The 15,448-nt window shown below is 68.7% G+C and carries 15 protein-coding genes; 14 read left to right on the forward strand and 1 reads right to left on the reverse strand.

The window, feature by feature from the left end; all coding sequences use genetic code 11:
* Nucleotides 1-20 precede the first annotated feature (20 nt).
* Entirely contained in the window at nt 21-2,783 is a 2,763-nt protein-coding gene (locus AC0J42_RS13550; protein WP_473006536.1) for a beta-glucosidase, read from the reverse strand.
* 443 nt (nt 2,784-3,226) lie between these two features.
* On the opposite strand from AC0J42_RS13550, the gene AC0J42_RS13555 reads away from it, so the two are divergent.
* The 14 genes from AC0J42_RS13555 to AC0J42_RS13620 all read left to right on the forward strand — a co-directional run bounded on the left by AC0J42_RS13555 (nt 3,227) and on the right by AC0J42_RS13620 (nt 15,429).
* Nucleotides 3,227-3,433 carry a hypothetical protein gene (locus tag AC0J42_RS13555; RefSeq protein ID WP_416424056.1) on the forward strand — a complete coding sequence of 69 codons (207 nt, stop codon included), beginning with the start codon at nt 3,227-3,229 and terminating at the stop codon, nt 3,431-3,433.
* Nucleotides 3,375-5,123 carry a type II secretion system ATPase GspE gene (gspE, locus tag AC0J42_RS13560; RefSeq protein WP_473006537.1) on the forward strand — a complete coding sequence of 583 codons (1,749 nt, stop codon included), beginning with the start codon at nt 3,375-3,377 and terminating at the stop codon, nt 5,121-5,123. The genes AC0J42_RS13555 and gspE overlap by 59 nt, the downstream gene beginning before the upstream one ends.
* Before the next feature lie 9 nt (nt 5,124-5,132).
* Entirely contained in the window at nt 5,133-6,338 is a 1,206-nt protein-coding gene (gene gspF, locus AC0J42_RS13565; RefSeq protein ID WP_416424058.1) for a type II secretion system inner membrane protein GspF, read from the forward strand.
* Nucleotides 6,339-6,347: 9 nt separating this feature from the next.
* Complete coding sequence (gene gspG / locus AC0J42_RS13570; protein WP_416424059.1) at nt 6,348-6,755, forward strand: type II secretion system major pseudopilin GspG; 408 nt, start codon at nt 6,348-6,350, stop codon at nt 6,753-6,755.
* Complete coding sequence (locus tag AC0J42_RS13575) at nt 6,752-7,177, forward strand: GspH/FimT family protein (RefSeq protein WP_473006538.1); 426 nt, start codon at nt 6,752-6,754, stop codon at nt 7,175-7,177. The genes gspG and AC0J42_RS13575 overlap by 4 nt, the downstream gene beginning before the upstream one ends.
* On the forward strand, nt 7,174-7,548 hold the full coding sequence (locus tag AC0J42_RS13580) for a type IV pilus modification PilV family protein (protein WP_416424061.1): 375 nt from the start codon (nt 7,174-7,176) through the stop codon (nt 7,546-7,548). The genes AC0J42_RS13575 and AC0J42_RS13580 overlap by 4 nt, the downstream gene beginning before the upstream one ends.
* On the forward strand, nt 7,545-8,165 hold the full coding sequence (locus AC0J42_RS13585) for a prepilin-type N-terminal cleavage/methylation domain-containing protein (RefSeq protein WP_416424062.1): 621 nt from the start codon (nt 7,545-7,547) through the stop codon (nt 8,163-8,165). The genes AC0J42_RS13580 and AC0J42_RS13585 overlap by 4 nt, the downstream gene beginning before the upstream one ends.
* Complete coding sequence (locus AC0J42_RS13590; protein ID WP_473006540.1) at nt 8,162-8,887, forward strand: type II secretion system minor pseudopilin GspK; 726 nt, start codon at nt 8,162-8,164, stop codon at nt 8,885-8,887. Before AC0J42_RS13585 ends, AC0J42_RS13590 begins: the two co-directional genes overlap by 4 nt.
* A gap of 11 nt (nt 8,888-8,898) precedes the next feature.
* Nucleotides 8,899-9,936 (forward strand): PilN domain-containing protein, encoded by a 1,038-nt coding sequence (locus AC0J42_RS13595; protein WP_473006541.1) that lies wholly within the window; start codon nt 8,899-8,901, stop codon nt 9,934-9,936.
* On the forward strand, nt 9,911-10,525 hold the full coding sequence (gene gspM, locus AC0J42_RS13600; RefSeq protein ID WP_473006542.1) for a type II secretion system protein GspM: 615 nt from the start codon (nt 9,911-9,913) through the stop codon (nt 10,523-10,525). The genes AC0J42_RS13595 and gspM overlap by 26 nt, the downstream gene beginning before the upstream one ends.
* Complete coding sequence (locus AC0J42_RS13605) at nt 10,522-11,079, forward strand: hypothetical protein (RefSeq protein ID WP_473006543.1); 558 nt, start codon at nt 10,522-10,524, stop codon at nt 11,077-11,079. Before gspM ends, AC0J42_RS13605 begins: the two co-directional genes overlap by 4 nt.
* Nucleotides 11,080-11,081: 2 nt before the next feature.
* Complete coding sequence (gene gspD / locus AC0J42_RS13610; RefSeq protein WP_473006544.1) at nt 11,082-13,343, forward strand: type II secretion system secretin GspD; 2,262 nt, start codon at nt 11,082-11,084, stop codon at nt 13,341-13,343.
* A gap of 207 nt (nt 13,344-13,550) precedes the next feature.
* Nucleotides 13,551-14,729 carry an FAD-dependent urate hydroxylase HpxO gene (hpxO, locus tag AC0J42_RS13615; protein WP_473006545.1) on the forward strand — a complete coding sequence of 393 codons (1,179 nt, stop codon included), beginning with the start codon at nt 13,551-13,553 and terminating at the stop codon, nt 14,727-14,729.
* A gap of 142 nt (nt 14,730-14,871) precedes the next feature.
* Complete coding sequence (locus AC0J42_RS13620; protein WP_473006546.1) at nt 14,872-15,429, forward strand: YceI family protein; 558 nt, start codon at nt 14,872-14,874, stop codon at nt 15,427-15,429.
* The last annotated feature ends 19 nt before the right edge of the window (nt 15,430-15,448 follow it).

A 15,448-nucleotide genomic window follows, 5' to 3' on the forward strand; every position in this document is an offset into this window, starting at 1 on the left:
CGGGGCCTGGCCGTCATTGCCTACTGGGTGCTGCTGCCTCCGGTGGTCGTGGTGGTGGCCGGGGTGCTGGTGTCAGTGGATATGGCCGGGGTGTCCAGTTCATCGCCACTGGCCTGGTCGGTCGTTGCGCTCATGCGCAGTTCCCGGGCGCTGACCTGGGCGGCCTGTTGCACCGAGCGCGGCAATGGGTTGCTGTTGGTCACGGACAGCTGCTGCCGGTACGGGCTTACCAGTTTGGCTTTCAGGCGGATGTCGTTGGACGCCGAGCCGACGCTGATATTGAACGTGTCGGCATCAATCACCCAGGTGCTGCGGGTGGGGTTGTAGTACGCCAGCGAGCGACCATTGAGTTCGATGGTCACGCGGCGGCTCTGCCCCGGTTGCAGAAGCACTTTCTGGAAGCCCTTGAGTTCCTTGATTGGCCGTTCCAACCGTGGGTTGCGTTGGCCCACGTACAGCTGGGCCACCTCGGCCCCGGCACGCCGCCCGGTGTTGGTGACGTTGAACGAGACCCTGACCGGGTTGTTGCCGAACGCCACCGACGGGTTGACGTGGATGTTGGAATAGCGGAACTGGGTGTACGACAGCCCATAGCCGAACGGATAGAGCGGCGTCGTGCCTTTTTTCTCGTAGCCGCGGTAGCCCAGTTCCAGGTCACCGGCATAGCTGATCTGGGTGAGGGTGCCTTCGTTGTCGAAGTTGGGGAAGTAGCTGTAGATCGGGTTGTCCTGGATGTTGCGCTCCAGGCTGATCGGCAGCTTGGCCGACGGGTTGACCTGCCCGTACAGAATTTCGGCCAGCGCCTGCCCACCGTTCTGGCCCGGGTAGAAGGCGTGCAGCAGCCCGCCCACCTGGTCCACCCAGTCACTGACTTTCAGCCCCGTGCCGCCATGCAGCGCGACGATGGTGTGCGGGTTCTGGCTGGCGATGCTCTGGATCAGCTGGCCCTGGAATTCAGGCAGCTCCCACATGTGGTCGAAGCCTTCACCCTCGTATTCGTTGCTGTTGCCGGCGGCCACCAGCACTGCGTCATAGCTGCTGATGTCGCTGGGTGCGGTCAGCGAGGCCCAGCTCATCTGCACGCCGGTGTAGCCGCCCAGGCTGGCGATGTAGTTGGGGCGACGGGAGTATTCCAGCACCACGTCGTAGGTCTGCCCGGCCTGCAGGGTGATCTTCGCGTACTGCGGGATGGTGGGCGGGATGCTGTTGTCGGGCAGCGGTGTGCCATCGCCGTTGTTGATGATTTCCTGGCCGTTGACGGTCAGGTGGATGACGCCGTCGGCGCGCACCTTGAACACCTGGTCGCCGCTGACCGTGGGGGTGATGCGCCCGGTCCAGCGGATCGAGGTGCTGGAGGTGTCGCCGTTGGTGGGCAGGTTGGTGTCGCTGTCCCAGTTGAGGTTGACGAAGGTGTCGGTGCGCGTGGCGGCCGGCGTGCCGCTCCAGTCGGTGGTGGTGTAGTACTGCGCGGTCATGCCCGCCACCGAGGTGGTGCCGTCGGTGTCCAAGTGGGTCCAGGGCGCGGCGGCGGGGTCCAGGGACAGCCCGTCGAGGAAGGTCACCTGGGTTTGCGGCGCCACTTGCGCCATGCCGCTGACTTCACTGACATAGTTGCGCGCCGACACATAGGCGCTGCCGAAACCGGTGGGCGGCGCGTATTTGCCGAGTACGCCCACCACCGCCACTTTTTTCACGGTATTGCGGTTGAGGGGCAACAGGTTGTTCTGGTTTTTCAACAGCACAATGCCTTCGCGGGCCACGTTCAACGAGGCCTGGTTGCTGGCCGGGTTATCCATGTCGTGGGTGGTGGGCGGCACATAAGTGTCGAAGTCGAACAGGTAGATTTCGCGCAGGATGCGCCGCACTTTGTCGTCGATAGTGGCGACGCTCAGTACCCCGCTATTGATGTAGGGGGTCAGCACAGTACTGTTCATTTGCGTGCCAAACAACATGTCGATATCGGCGCCGGCCTGGGCCGCTTTCAAGCCGTCGGTAATGGCCGCATAGTCACTTTGCACGAAGCCGGGGAAGCCCCACTGGTCCTTGAGTATTTCGCGCAGCAGGTGATGGCTTTCGCAGGCATGATCGCCGTTCACCAATTGGAACGAACACATCATCAACGCTACTTTGCCGTTCTTGGCAGCCGACTCGAACGGCGGCAGGGTCATTTCCCGCAGCACCCGTTCGGGGATGGTCTCGTTGAGGGTGAAGCGGTTGGTTTCCTGGTCGTTGGCCGCGTAGTGCTTGGCGTCGGCCCAGATGCCGCGGGACTGGATGCCGTTGATCACCGCCGGGGCCATGCTGGCGCCCAGGAACGGGTCTTCGCCGGTCAGGTATTCGAAATTGCGCCCGCCGTAGGGCATGCGGTAGATGTTCATGCCCGGGCCGGTGATGTAGTTGTAGCCGCCGCTGGCGGTGTCATAGCCCAGCGCCCGGCCGAAATCCACTGCGCGGCGCAGGTTGAAGGTGGCCGCCAGGTTCGGCCCGCTGGGGTAGACCACGCCCTGGTCGTTGCCCTGGCTGGTGTAGCGCACCCCCAGGCCACCGTCGGCGCCGTAGATTTGCGGCAGGTTGAAGCGGGCCAGGGGCTTGATGTCCCAGCCGCCGGTGCCGCCGATGTAGGCGAGTTTTTCCTCCAGGGTCATCTGGCTCACGGTCTGCTGGGCGAGGGCGTCGGCCTGTTGCGCGGTGCGGGCCCAGGCCTGGGTCGCCAGGCATTGGGCAATGGCCAGGGTCAGCAAGGTCAATGAAGTGGCAAGTCTGGGCGAGTGTGTGCTTCTCATTTTAATTACTCCCACGCGCGGGCCTCCAGGGAGAACCGGGTGTAATAAAGTCAACGAGGGCAAACTTTGTTAATTGGGTGAAACAGAATCCAGTATTAATGCCTGTCAGAGGCTGGCGGATAATTATTATTGGCCGCGCTGTAAGTTGCTTATTGGATCCGTTATTACCCACCTCGTTATCCGGCGCCAATGCGAACACTGGCAGAGGTCTTGCTTTTTTATACCGGTTGAATAGGACTCCCATCCGCCGGGGCTGTCAAACAGTTGCAGCGCAACGGTTATTATAAATTTGTCTGAGGCGGGCGCCGGCTACATCATTGGAGTATGAGCGGTGAAGTTGCCAAGTTGCGGTGTGGGGTCTAAGGTGAGTGCTGTTTCAATAATTATCCAGAGGAGGGTGAAGTGCCGGTGTAATTGCCTAGCTAACTAAGTTGGAGGTTGTAATGAAAATATCCACGATGATAGTGCTGGTTGTTCCGCTGTTGGCTGTTTCCGGCCTGAGCCGTGGCGACGATACCGACAACACGTCGGGCGCCCCGAACGCTACCGTCCTGACCCAGACCCACGACAGCAAGGCGGCGGGCAACAAACATGGCGACGACTTCAAGGGCGGGCGCCCCACCGCCCAGAGCGGCGCCACCAAGCCCTGATGGCGAAGTAACTGCGGCGCTGTGCCTGTGGCTGGGCGAGCACGCCGGCCTCAAGCCCGGCGACCTTGAGCGGGCCACCCGGCTGGCACCCCAGGGCAGCCTGCACACGGCGTTGCCGGGCCTGCTGACGCGGCTGGGCAGCGTCAGCGAAGCGGAAATGGCCCGGGGCTGGGCGGCGGTGCTGCAGCTGCCACTGCAAGCCGCCGATGACGCACCCACCAGCCTCGAGCCTCTACCGGGCCTGAGCGAACGTTTCCTGCGCCACCACCACCTGGTGCCGCTGGCCTGGGTCGACGGCCAGTTGCAGCTGCTGCTCAGCGAACCCGCCGACCCTCACCCCGCGCGCGCCGTGGCGTTCGCCTGCCAGTGCGCGGTGCAGCGGCGGGTGGGCACCCGCAGCGACGTCGACAGCCTGATCGAGCGCTACTACGGCCAGGGCCGCTCGGCCATGGGCAGCCTGATCGAGAACCTCGACGGCGACGCCGGCGGCCAGGCCGACGACATCGAACACCTCAAGGACCTGGCCAGCGAAGCGCCGGTGATCCGCATGGTCAACCTGATCCTGCAGCGCGCGGTGGAGCAGCGCGCCTCGGACATCCACATCGAACCCTTCGAAAGCCAGTTCAAGGTGCGCTACCGCATCGACGGCGTGCTGGTGGACGGCGAGGCGCCGCCGGCCACCTCCGCACCCGCGGTGATCAGCCGGGTGAAGATCATGGCGCGCCTGGACATCGCCGAGCGCCGGCTGCCCCAGGACGGTCGGATCATGCTGCGCATGCAGGGCCGCGAGCTGGACCTGCGGGTGTCGACGGTGCCCACCAGCTTCGGCGAGTCGGTGGTAATGCGCCTGTTGGACCGCCAGACGGTGAATTTCGACCTGCCCAGCCTGGGCTTCGACGGCGAACGCCTGGAGGGTTTCCTGGGCATGCTGGAACGGCCCCACGGCATCCTGCTGGTGACCGGGCCCACCGGTTCGGGCAAGACCACCACGCTGTACACCGCGCTGACCCGGCTCAACACCAGCGAGCGCAAGATCATCACCGTCGAAGATCCGGTGGAGTACCAGATCGAAGGCATCAACCAGATCCAGGTCAAGCCTGCCATCGGCCTGGACTTCGCCGCCACCCTGCGCTCCATCGTGCGCCAGGACCCGGACGTGATCATGATCGGCGAGATGCGCGACCTGGAGACCTGCCGCATCGCCATCCAGTCCTCGCTCACCGGCCACCTGGTGCTGTCCACGTTGCACACCAACAGCGCCGCCGCCAGCATCACGCGGCTGTTGGACATGGGCGTGGAGAGCTACATGATCGCCTCGACGGTGATCGGCATCCTCGCCCAGCGCCTGGTGCGCCGCCTCGACCCGCAGTTTGCGCAGGCCTTCGAGGCGCCGCCGGCGCTGGTGGCCGAGCACGGTCTGGAACGGTTCACCCAGCAGCGGCCGATCCTGCTGTACCGGCCGCGGGCCGATGCCCCCGGCGGCGGTTACCGCGGCCGTTGCGCCATCACCGAGCTGCTGGTGATGAACGAGGAACTGCGCGGGCTGCTGATGAACCACGCCGACGCCGCCACCCTTGAGCAGGCGGCCCGTCGTGGCGGCCTGCGCACCCTGTACGAGGACGGCCTGCGCCAGGCGCTGGCCGGCACCACGTCGCTGGAAGAGGTGCTGCGCGTCACGCGCAGCGAGTGACCGGCGCCCATGGCCAAATTTCGCTACCGCATTCTCGACCCCGATGGCAGCGCCCGCCAGGGCGTGCTGGAGGCTGCCGACCCGCAGGCCCTGGCCGCCCAGTTGCAGCGCCAGGGCGCGCTGGTGCTGCACATCGAACCGGCAGGCCAGCGCTGGCTGGCCTGGCAGCCACGGCGCAGCCTGGGCGGCGCGGCGCTGGTGGCGTTCACCGCGCAGCTGGCGATTCTGCTCAACGCCGGGCTGGCCCTGGACCGCGCCCTGGGCATTCTCATGCACCAGCCGGGCAAGGCCCAGGCGCCGGTGCGTGCCCTGGTGGGCCGTGTGCGCGAACGAGTCAAGGCCGGCCAGCCGCTGTCGGCGGCCCTGGCCCAGGAACCCGCGCAGTTCAGCCCGCTGTACCTCAGCCTGGTGCGTGCCGGCGAGGCGGGCGGGGCGCTACAGGACAGCCTGCAGCAGCTGGCCGACTACCTGGAGCGCAGCCAGGCGCTGCGCGGCGAGGTGATCAACGCGCTGATCTACCCGGCGTTCCTGGTGGTGGGCGTGCTCGGTTCGCTGGTGCTGTTGCTGGCCTACGTGGTGCCGCAGTTCGTGCCGATCTTCCAGGACCTGGGCGTGCCGATCCCGCTGGTGACCGAGCTGATACTGGCCCTGGGGCAGTTCTTCAACCGCTTCGGCCTGCTGCTGTTGGCGGCGCTGGTGGTGCTGGCACTGGTGGGCCGGCGCGCCTGGCAGCGGCCCGCCGTGCGCTTGCGCTGGGACCGCCGCCTGCTGCGCTGGCCGGTGCTGGGCGGGCTGCTGCAACGCCTGGAAGCGGCGCGCCTGGCGCGCACCCTGGGCACCCTGTTGCGCAACGGCGTGGCGCTGCTGGCGGCGCTGAAGATCGCCTGCGCGGTGGCCAGTAATTACGCCGTGCGCGCCCAGGTCGAGGCCGCCACCGAGCAGGTCAAGGGCGGCGGCGCGCTGGCCTTGGCGCTGGCTGGCGACAATGTGCTGCCGGAGCTGGCGTTGCAGATGATCGAGGTGGGCGAGGAGGCCGGCCAGCTCGACAGCATGCTGCTCAAGGTGGCCGAAGTGTTCGACGCCGAGGCGCGACGCAGCATCGCGCGGCTGCTCGCCGCCCTGGTGCCGACCCTGACCATTGTCATGGCGGTGCTGGTGGCGTTCATCATGTTGGCCATCATGCTGCCGCTGATGAGCCTGACCAGTAACATCTGAGGGCTGACCATGAGGCTGTCACGTACGCGTGGGTTCACCTTGCTGGAGATGCTGGCGGTGATTGTGCTGCTGGGCATTGTCGCCACCATCGTGGTGCGGCAGGTGGGGGGCAACGTCGACAAGGGCAAGTACGGCGCCGGCAAGGCGCAGCTGGCGAGCCTGTCGATGCAGATCGAGAACTATGCCCTGGACATGGGCGCGCCGCCCCGCGACCTCAACCAGCTGATCGAGCGGCCCGCCGGCCCCAGCCACTGGGCCGGGCCCTACGCCAAGCCGTCCGACCTCAAGGACCCGTTTGGCCACCCCTTCGGCTATCGCTACCCGGGCCAGCATGGCGCCTTCGACCTGATCTTCTACGGCCAGGACGGCCAGCCGGGCGGCGAGGGCTACAACGCCGACCTGGGGAACTGGGAATGAAAGCCGCCGGCTTCACCCTGCTGGAGCTGCTGCTGGTCATCGTCCTGATGGCCGTGGCCCTGGGCGTGCTGAGCTTCGGCCTGGGCCGTGGCCTGGAGGCGGCGCGCGAGCGCCAGGCGCTGCGCGACATCGTCGGCGCCCTGCGCCAGGCGCGCACCCAGTCGGTGCTCAGCGGCCTGCCCCAGCAGGTGCGCTTCGACCTGCCAGGCCACCGTTTCCAGGCGCCGGGGCAGGCCCTGGGGCACTGGCCGGCCGACCTCGGCCTGCAACTGACCACCGCTGCCGACCTGGGCGCGGCGGTGGCGTTCTTCCCCGATGGCAGCTCCAGCGGCGGCCACCTGCTGCTGGCGCGGGGCGCGCAGGCCTGGCGCATCGACGTCGGTTGGCTGCTGGGCGACGTGCGCCTGCAGGCGCTGCCATGAAACGTGCCGGCAGCGGCTTCACGCTGCTGGAAATGCTCGCCGCGCTGGCGGTGTTCGCCCTCGGCTGCACGGTGTTGCTGGTGGCGTTCGGGCAAGCCGCGCGGACCCTTGAGCAGGTGCGCGGCAACGACCACCTGAGCCTGGTGGCGCGCAGCTTGATCGACGCCCGGCGCGGCCAGCCCTGGCAGGTGGGCGAGCAGCAGGGCGTGGAGGCGGGCGTGGCCTGGCGCCTGCGCATCAGCCGCGAGCCCGGCGCGGCCAACCTGCTGCCGCTGCTGCGCCTCGACCTGCAGGTGCGCGAAGGCCCGCGCAGCCTGCACCTGAGCACCCTGGCCGTGCAGGGCCAGCCGCCCCTGGAAGCCGGCCGATGAAGCGCCGGGCCCAGGGCTTCACCCTGCTGGAGATGCTGTTGGCGCTGGCGTTGCTGGCGGTGCTGCTGGGCCTGGTGGGCACGGCGCTGATCGGTGCCAACCGCGCCTTGCTCAAGGGCGAACGCTACAGCCAGCGGCTGGAACAGGTGCGCGCCAGCCAGGACTTCCTGCACCGGGCGCTGCAAGGGGCGCTGCCGGTGGACGTGGCGGCCGCCGAGGGCGAACAGGTACGGGTGTTCGACGGCGAGCCCCAGCGGCTGGTGTTCGCCGCCGGGCTCAACAGCGCCCTGGGCGGTGGCATCCAGGTTCATACCATAGAGCTGGTGACCCAGGGCGGCCACCAGGCCTTGCAGGTGCGCTTTGCCCAGCTGCTGCGCGGCGGCTTGCGGCCCTGGGGCCAGCCCCAGGTGTTGCTGGACGACGTCCGCGACCTGCGCCTGAGCTACCGCGGCCGCGACGACCGTGGCCAGGCCACCGCCTGGTTGCCGCGCTGGCCCTGGCCGGCGCGGTTGCCCCAGGCCGTGCGCATTGACCTGGCCAGCGCCGGCGCGGTGCCCTGGGCCACCCAGGTCGTCGCCCTGCGCCTGGAGCTCAGCGACCAGCAGGGGGCGCCATGAACCGCCGGCAGCGGGGCATGGCGCTGCTGCTGGTGCTGTGGGCGCTGGCGCTGCTGGCCATGCTGCTGGCCGGGCTGGTGGTGGAGGTGCGCCAGCAGGCGCGCTTGAGCCTGTGGCAACGCGAGCACAGCCGCGCCAGCCTGGCCGCCGAGGCCGGGCTGAACCTGGCGGTGCGCGCCCTGAGCGACCAGGATGGCCAGCGCCGCTGGCAGGCCGACGGCCGCGTGCGGGCGTTGCAGTTCGATGATGCGCAGCTGCTGGTGAGCGTGCGCAGCGAGCGCGGCAAGCTCGACCTCAACGCCGCGCCGGCCGCCGACTTTGCCCGCCTGGCCCAGGCCCTGGGCGCCTCGCCGGCCCAGGGCCGGGCCCTGGCGGTGGCGCTGGAGCAACGCCGCGGCGACAACCAGCCGCCCCTGCGTGCCCTGGAAGAGCTGCGTGACCTGCCGGGCATGAACGCCGCGCTATACCAGGCGCTGCTGCCGCAGGTCACGGTATGGAGCGGCCAGGAAGGCCCCGACCCGGCCTTCGCCACCCCGGCGCTGCAGCAGGCCCTGGCACTGCCGCGGGTCACCGGCCTGGGCGCCGATGCCGGCGAGGTGCTGAACATTCGCAGCCAGGCCCGACTGCCCGACGGATTCACCGCCGTGATCGACAGCACGGTGCTACTGTCAGGCATGGAGGACAGCGCGCGGCCGTTCCGTATCGTGCGCTACAACGAATGAGACCCCGGCCCATGCGTTCAGTGTCCCTGTGGCTCTGGCAGGAACGGCTCAAGGGGCGTTGGCAGGGCAGCCCGCCGCAGGCGTTCATGCATGCCTGGGGTCGGGAGTTGCTGGCCAGCCTGCCTGGCGCCGTGCGCCGCGGCCTGCAACCAGGCCGCGCGCCCCGGCATTGCCCCTGGCCGCTGCCGGCCCAGGCGCTGGCCGTGGGCGAGCGGGTTATTCTCGACCTGCCCGCCGAACACGTGCTGGTGCAGCGCCTGGCCCTGCCGCTGGCGGCCGCCCGCGACCTGACCCAGGTGATGCAGTTCGAGCTGGACCGCTTTACCCCTTTTACAGCCGACCAGGTGCACTACGTGGTGCGTCGCGAGGCGGTGGACGCCGAGCAGCTGTGGGTGACCCTGGCGCTGGTGCGCCGCGAGTGGCTGCAGCAGTGCCTGGCCCAGTGCAACGAACAGGGCCTGGTGCTGGACGGCATCGAAGTGCTCGACGACCACGGCCAGCCCACCGGCCTGGACCTGCTGCCGCGCGCGCAACAGACGGCCGCCAGCGGCCGCGGCCGCTACCTGGTGCCCGGGCTGGCGCTGCTGTGCCTGCTGCTGGCGCTGGCGTTGCCGGCGGTGTGGCTGCACAACCGTGGCCTGGCCGTGGCCGCCATGCATGCCGAGGTGCAGGCCCTGCGCCAGCAGGCCGGCGAGGTGGCGGCGCTGCGCACCTCGCTGGACGCTGCCCAGGGCGCCGCGCAGTTCCTTGGCAAGCGCCGCCAGGCCCAGCCGGGCCGGGCGCTGCTGCTCAGCGAGTTGACCGCTTGCCTGCCGTCCGATACCTGGCTGCAGAGCCTGGAGGTGCACGCCGACGGCCAGGTCGACCTGGCCGGCTTCAGCGCCCGCGCCAGCGCCCTGATCGGCCAGATCAAGGGCTGCCCGCACCTGGTGGAGGCCCAGTACCAAGGCGTGATCCAGCCTGACGAGGCCAGCGGCCGCGACCGTTTCTACATGCGCGCGCGGGCGCGCGGGGAGGCCGCCGATGCGCCGCACCCTGACGCCCCGTGAGCGGCGCCTCGGCGCCTGGCTGCTGCTGGCGGCGCTGCTGGCGCTGGTGTATGCGCTGCTGATCTGGCCGCTGTACATCGCCCCCGGGCAAGACCTCGACGCCCAGGCCCAGGCCTTGGCCGAGCAGCGCCAGCGCTACCAGCAACTGCTGGCTCAGCGCCCGGCCCTGGAGCAGGGTTTGCAGGCCGCCCAGGGTGACGACGTCGGCCTGCTGGCCGGCGACGACCCCAGCGCCGTGGCCGCCGACCTGATGCAGAACGTCGCCCAGCGCATCAAGGCGCTGGCCGGCCGCGGCGCCGGCTGCCAGCTGACCCAGCGCATGCCCATCGTCACCCAGGAGCAGGCCACGGCGCCGTTTCGCCAGGTGCGCCTGAGCCTGGACCTGGTCTGCGGCATCGAACCCTTGACCGCCTTGCTGCAGCAGCTGGAGGCGGCGCAGCCGTTGCTGTTCGTCGACGAGATGAACGTGCACCGCGCCACCAACGCCCCACCCGCCGGTGGCGCCGGGCGGCTGGTGGTGCACCTGCTGGTCAGTGGCTACCTGGCGGCGGCGCCCGCTGGCACGCCTGCCGAGGCACCGGCGCAATGAGGGCCTGGCGCCGGCCGCTGGTGCAGGCGCTGGCCCTGCTGGCGCTGGTGCTGGCGGCCGCCCTGGCGTGGCTGTGGAACGGCGTGGGCAGCCAGCCGCAGTGGCCGGCGACCGAGGTGCGCCAGGCGCCGGTGGCCGCCGCCGATGCCCCGGCCCTGCCTGAGGCGCCCGGTTTGCAGCAGCTGGGCAACACCTGGCAGAGCCCACTGTTCAGCCCCGACCGCGCGCCGGACAAGCCTGTACAAACTGCCCAGGCCGCCCCGGACCTGAATGGCCTGCGCCTGACCGGCGTGGTGATCGACGGCAACGTGCGCCGGGCGCTGTTCAAGCAGGCCGATGGCCGCGACCTGAGCCTGCGCGAGGGTGCCCAACTGGCCAACGGCTGGCACCTGCTGCACGTCGACGCCCAGGCGGTGCAGCTGGAGCTAGATGGCCAGCGCCGCAGCCTGCAACTGCCGGCGCCGCGCCTGCCAAATATGCCGATGAAGCCGGCACGGTCGTCCATACTGCCAAACGTGCCCGCGCCTTTGCCGCCTGCCCCCGGGGGTCATTGAATATGCCATCATCCTTGGTTCCGGTCCTGCTCGCCCTGTTCCTGCTGGCTGCCTGTTCCACCGCACCGCACAGCCTGGACAACGACTACAGCCTGGAACGCGAGGCCCTGCGCGGCACCGGCGACCAGCGCGGGCCGGTGCCGCCCAGCCCGCTCCCGCCACCGGTGGCCAACCCGCCGGGCACGGTCAGCGGCGGCCAGCGGCAGATCATCCAGGGCAACCAGCGCTTCGTCCAGGGCCCGGGCAACAGCGTCGGCCTGCCGGTGGCGGCCCCCGGCGCGGCGCGCCAGGGCGACGGCAGCGGCGGGGTGATGTTCAACTTCAACAACCAGTCCATCGTCGCCGTGATCAACACCATCATGGGCGACCTGTTGCAGGAAAACTACAGCATTGCCCAGGGCGTGACCGGCGACGTGTCGTTCTCCACCTCCAAGCCGGTGGACAAGGCGCAGTCCATGGCCATCCTGCAGTCGCTGCTGTCCTGGACCAACAACGCCATGATCCGCCAGGGCGACCGCTACCTGATCCTGCCGGCCAGCCAGGCGGTGGCCGGGCAGCTGGTGCCGTCCATGGACCTGCGCCAGCCGGCGGCGGGGCTGTCGGTGCGGCTGTTCCCGCTGCGCTTTATCTCGGCCACCGAGATGCAGAAACTGCTCAAGCCGTTCGCCCGGGAAAACGCCTTCCTGCTGGTGGACCCGGCGCGCAACGTGCTGGGCATGGCCGGCACCAGCGACGAACTGGCCAACTACCAGGCCAGTATCAACACCTTCGACGTCGACTGGCTGCGCGGCATGTCCATCGGCGTGTTCGGCCTGCAACGCGCCACGGTGGCGGAACTGATGCCCGAGCTGCAGAAGGTCTTCGGCCCCGACAGCGGCACGCCCCTGGCGGGCATGCTGCGCTTCATGCCCATCGAGCGCACCAATTCGGTGGTGGCGATTTCCTCGCAACCGCAGTACCTGCAGGAGGTGGGCGAGTGGATTCGCACCATCGACAACGGCGGCGGCAACGAGCCGCAGCTGTACGTGTACGACGTGCGCAACATGAAGGCCACGGACCTGGCCAAGTACCTGCGGCAGATCTACGGCAGCGGCGCGATCAAGGACGAGGCCGCCGCCGAGGTGGCGCCCGGCCTGACCACCACCACCCTGGGCACGCCTATCGGCAGCAACGGCGGCATGGGCGCCGGCGGGCTCAGCAGCCTGAGCCGCAGCAACGCCATCGGCCAGGGCAGCAACAACCCGATTATCCAGGGCGCCACCAACCAAACCCAGGGCTATGGCCAACAGGCCCAGGCCACGAGCACCGCCGCCGACGAAGGCGACACCACCGACACCAGCACCAACGGCCGCAAGAGCCTCGACGACAGCACCCGCATCACCGCCCAGCAAAGCAGCAACCAGTTGCTGATCCGTACGCGCCCCAGCCAGTGGGCCGAGATTGAAAGCGCCATCCGCCGCCTGGACAACCCGCCGATGCAGGTGCAGATCGAGACGCGCATCCTCGAGGTGTCGCTGACCGGCGAGCTGGACCTGGGCGTGCAATGGTATCTGGGCCGCCTGGCCGGCAATTCCACCACCACCGGCATCGGCAACGTCAGTGGCAGCCAAGGTGCGCTGGGCAGCGGCGGGGCAGGGCTGGGCGCCACCGACGCGCTGTTCTACTCGTTCGTTGGCAACAACCTGCAGGTGGCCATCCATGCCCTGGAGTCCAGTGGCAAGACCCAGGTGCTGTCGGCGCCATCGCTGGTGGTGATGAACAACCAGCAGGCGCAGATCCAGGTGGGCGACGACATTCCCATCAGCCAGACCACGGTGAACACCATTGCCTCGGACACCACCCTGAGCAGCGTCGAGTACGTGCAGACCGGGGTGATCCTTGACGTGGTGCCGCGCATCAATCCGGGCGGCCTGGTGTACATGGACATCAAGCAGCAGGTCAGCGACGCCGGCACCACCACCAGCGCCGACGTCAACCCGCGCATCTCCACGCGCTCCATCGCCACCCAGGTGGCGGTGCAGAGCGGCCAGACCGTGCTGCTGGGCGGGTTGATCAAGCAGGACAACGCCGAGACGGTGAACAAGGTGCCGTACCTGGGGTCCATTCCCGGCCTGGGCTGGCTGTTCGGCGCCACCACGCGCAGCAAGGGCCGCACCGAACTGATCGTGCTGATTACTCCCAGGGTGGTGACCAGCAACAGCGAGGCGCGCGAGGTGACGGACGAGTACCAGCGCCAGTTCAAGCTGTTGCAACCGGCGCGGTGATGCCCTGGCGTGGGGCGCCCTCGTCGCGGGCGCTCCACCGTGTGGCATTTCTTCCTGCGCTCGCGCAGGGCCATGTGCCCCCCTGGCGCCCCGCGTACACAGGCCCGCGAGGGCTCTGGCACAAGCTTCATGTGCCGTTTGGCAAAGCTGGCAAGCAACCTGCAATACCTGACCAATCGATCAGGTTTGTTATCAAGGTACTTCGCCATGTCCCCAACTTCCCGCCCCCTCGACATCGTCATCATCGGCGCCGGCATCGGTGGCCTGTCCGCCGGCATCGCCCTGCAGCGCGGCGGCCACCGCGTGCGGCTGTTCGACCGGGTGCCGCAGCTGACCCCGGCCGGCGCGGCCATTTCCATCTGGCCCAACGGCGTCAACGTGCTGGCCAAGCTCGGCCTGGGCGAGGCGATCAAGGCGGCCAGCGGCGACATGCGCGGCATGAGCTACAGCACCGCGGCAGGCGAGCTGCTGACCCGCTTCAGCCTGGAACCGCTGTATGACACCGTCGGCCAGCGCGCCTGCCCGATCGCCCGCACTGCCTTGCAGGCGATCCTGCTGCAAGCCTGCGGGCCGCAGCACGTGACGCTCGGGGTTAGTTATGAAACCGTCGAGCCGCTGGACGACGGCGTGCGGGTGACCTTCAGCGACGGCCAGCAGATCAAGGCCGACCTGGTGGTGGCGGCCGACGGCACGCACTCGCGCCTGCGCAACCACGTGGTGGGCCGCGAGGTGCAGCGCGAGTACTGTGGCTACGTCAACTGGAACGGCCGCATCGACGCGGCTGCCGACCTGGCGCCTGAAGGCGAGTGGACGCAGTTCGTCGGCGAGCACAAGCGCGTGTCGCTGATGCCCATGGGCAACGGCCAGCTGTATTTCTTCTTCGACGTGCCGTTGCCAGCCGGCACGGCGAACCAGCGCGAGGCCTACCGCGATGACCTGGCCAGCCACTTCAGCGGCTGGGCCGCCCCGGTGCAGCGCTTGATCGAACGCCTGGACCCGGCCATCGTCAGCCGGGTGGAAATCCATGACATGGCGCCCATCAGCAGTTTCGTCAAAGGCCGCGTGGTGCTGCTGGGCGACGCTGCCCACCCCATGGCCCCGGACCTGGGCCAGGGTGGCTGCCAGGCCATGGAGGACGCCTGGGTGCTGGCGCGCTGCCTGGACGGTGACATTGGCCTGGACGCCGCCCTGCAACGCTACGACGCTGCGCGCGCCGAGCGCACCGCGCAGATCATGCAGCGCGCCCGCGCACGGTCGCAGGTCACCCATGGCGGTGAGCCGCAGGCCACCCAGGCCTGGTACCAGGAGCTGGCGGCGGAAACCGGCGAACGGGTGATCGCCGGCCTGGCCAAGACCGCCACGGGCGGCGGCGAATTGCTGATGTAACCCCACACCGATGCGTGCGTAGCCGCTGCCGCAGGCTGCGCTGGCCCTGAGTTACGCAGGAGACCTCCAGTTTGGACGAGGGCCAGCGCAGCCTGTCGGCAGCGGCTACAGTGAAGGGTGTGCCGTGCGTCAGGGGTGTGCCATGAAACGATTGTTGTGTTGCACCTTTTGGGCAGCCTTGGTTCTCGCCCCTGCCATCCAGGCGGCGCAATACACCGACGTCAACCCCACGGCCAGTACCCTGAGCTTCACCTTCAACCAGATGGGCTCGGGGACCTACGGCACCTTCAAGCGTTTCGTCGGCAGCCTGAGCTTCGACACCGAGCACCCCGAGGCTGCGCATTCACGGCTGGTCATCGAGCTGGCCAGTATCGACGCCGGCAGCGACACCGCCAACACCGAACTGCGCAAGCCGGCCTGGTTCGACACCGCCGCCAACCCCCAGGCCACCTTCGAATCCACCGCCACCCAGGCCCTGGGCGACAGCCGTTACCAGGTCACCGGCAACCTCACCCTGCGCGGCATCACCCGCCCAGTGACCGTGCCCTTTCACCTGAAGGCCGAAGGCGGCATCGGCATCTTCGAGGGCGAGCTGACCCTCAAGCGCAGCGACTTCAACATCGGCAAGGGCGAATGGGCGGACACGGTGGTCTCGGACGACATCGCCATCAAGTTCCGCCTCGTAGCCCCCCAGCTGTGACCGCTGCTTTTGTGGGAGC

The organism is Pseudomonas sp. Tav-5-1A (assembly GCF_055755055.1).

Bases quoted from the DNA above. Each gene is read 5' to 3' on its own strand.
- AC0J42_RS13550 (WP_473006536.1), bottom strand. From the start codon at position 2,783: ATGAGAAGCACACACTCGCCCAGACTTGCCACTTCATTGACCTTGCTG.
- AC0J42_RS13555 (WP_416424056.1), top strand. From the start codon at position 3,227: ATGAAAATATCCACGATGATAGTGCTGGTTGTTCCGCTGTTGGCTGTT.
- gspE (WP_473006537.1), top strand. From the start codon at position 3,375: ATGGCGACGACTTCAAGGGCGGGCGCCCCACCGCCCAGAGCGGCGCCA.
- gspF (WP_416424058.1), top strand. From the start codon at position 5,133: ATGGCCAAATTTCGCTACCGCATTCTCGACCCCGATGGCAGCGCCCGC.
- gspG (WP_416424059.1), top strand. From the start codon at position 6,348: ATGAGGCTGTCACGTACGCGTGGGTTCACCTTGCTGGAGATGCTGGCG.
- AC0J42_RS13575 (WP_473006538.1), top strand. From the start codon at position 6,752: ATGAAAGCCGCCGGCTTCACCCTGCTGGAGCTGCTGCTGGTCATCGTC.
- AC0J42_RS13580 (WP_416424061.1), top strand. From the start codon at position 7,174: ATGAAACGTGCCGGCAGCGGCTTCACGCTGCTGGAAATGCTCGCCGCG.
- AC0J42_RS13585 (WP_416424062.1), top strand. From the start codon at position 7,545: ATGAAGCGCCGGGCCCAGGGCTTCACCCTGCTGGAGATGCTGTTGGCG.
- AC0J42_RS13590 (WP_473006540.1), top strand. From the start codon at position 8,162: ATGAACCGCCGGCAGCGGGGCATGGCGCTGCTGCTGGTGCTGTGGGCG.
- AC0J42_RS13595 (WP_473006541.1), top strand. From the start codon at position 8,899: ATGCGTTCAGTGTCCCTGTGGCTCTGGCAGGAACGGCTCAAGGGGCGT.
- gspM (WP_473006542.1), top strand. From the start codon at position 9,911: ATGCGCCGCACCCTGACGCCCCGTGAGCGGCGCCTCGGCGCCTGGCTG.
- AC0J42_RS13605 (WP_473006543.1), top strand. From the start codon at position 10,522: ATGAGGGCCTGGCGCCGGCCGCTGGTGCAGGCGCTGGCCCTGCTGGCG.
- gspD (WP_473006544.1), top strand. From the start codon at position 11,082: ATGCCATCATCCTTGGTTCCGGTCCTGCTCGCCCTGTTCCTGCTGGCT.
- hpxO (WP_473006545.1), top strand. From the start codon at position 13,551: ATGTCCCCAACTTCCCGCCCCCTCGACATCGTCATCATCGGCGCCGGC.
- AC0J42_RS13620 (WP_473006546.1), top strand. From the start codon at position 14,872: ATGAAACGATTGTTGTGTTGCACCTTTTGGGCAGCCTTGGTTCTCGCC.